Genomic DNA, 463 nt, shown 5'->3' with positions numbered 1-463 from the left:
TGTCGGTCGTGTTCGTCGCTACTGGCCTGTACGCCTTCGGCGGCATCTCCGACATCACCATCACGTGGCTGTCGTCCTACACGCTGACGAGCGAGCACGCGACGCTCGGCGGCATTCTCGTGTACGCGCTGGCGTTCATGTCGAGCGAGACGAAGTCGCTCGAACACTACGAGTACTGGGAGATGGCGTTCATCGTCGCGTCGCCTGCTGTCATCCTCGGCTGGCAGTACGTGACCGAAATCAAGGACCTCCTGCTCGGACTGGGCGACCCGCTGGGCGCGCAAGTCGCGTTCCTGATTACGGTCGTCGGCTGGGCGGTCGCCGTGAGGTAACCAGACCATGACCCTTCCTTTCGGTCTTACCAGACTGGAAGCGACTGCGACGCTCGGCTACCTCGCTGCGTGTCTCGGTGCAGCTGCGTTCATCGTCACGGGAGGCCTCTGATGCGCGAGTTCGCTCGACG

General features: G+C 63.1%; 1 protein-coding gene. It reads left to right on the top strand.

The window, feature by feature from the left end:
- The coding region (locus C5B91_RS21640) for a hypothetical protein (RefSeq protein ID WP_119713052.1) at positions 1-332 on the top strand (332 nt) is incomplete at its 5' end.
- Between the last annotated feature and the right edge of the window lie 131 nt (positions 333-463).

It is taken from the genome of Haloferax sp. Atlit-10N, from assembly GCF_003586325.1.
In the GTDB taxonomy this organism is placed as follows: Archaea; Halobacteriota; Halobacteria; order Halobacteriales; family Haloferacaceae; genus Haloferax; species Haloferax prahovense.
This window is presented reverse-complemented; position numbering and strand designations above follow the sequence as displayed.